1 protein-coding gene is annotated in these 354 nt (G+C 32.2%); it reads left to right on the forward strand.

The window, feature by feature from the left end; all coding sequences use genetic code 11:
- The coding region (locus GQ589_RS11990) for a DUF6708 domain-containing protein (RefSeq protein WP_202115120.1) at nucleotides 1–354 on the forward strand (354 nt) is incomplete at both ends.

Genomic DNA, 354 nt, shown 5'->3' on the forward strand with positions numbered 1-354 from the left:
GCGATTTAGAAAAAGGCGGTAACTATTTAACGGGTGCGGATCAGCGTCTTCTCTATGCCAATGATAACTACTGTGCTTTTATTCGTAAAACGAAATCTGATCAGATTCTTTATTTATGTATGAGCTTTTTTTTCTCAATTTCGGGGATCTTTTTAATTCCATCTTTGATATATTCTATTATAACGTGCAATAGTGATACACTTTTCTATCTTTTAACTTCTGGTTTATTTTGTTACATTATTCTCGAATATTTAATGATTCCAGAATGTTATCAAAACCTTTTTACACGCCGAGGTAGCCCCATTATTTTTAACCGCAAAACGGGTAAAGTGTATATCAATGAAAGCTATTTTT

Origin of the sequence: Gilliamella sp. Pas-s27, from assembly GCF_009795865.1 — a bacterium.
In the GTDB taxonomy this organism is placed as follows: domain Bacteria; phylum Pseudomonadota; class Gammaproteobacteria; order Enterobacterales; family Orbaceae; genus Gilliamella.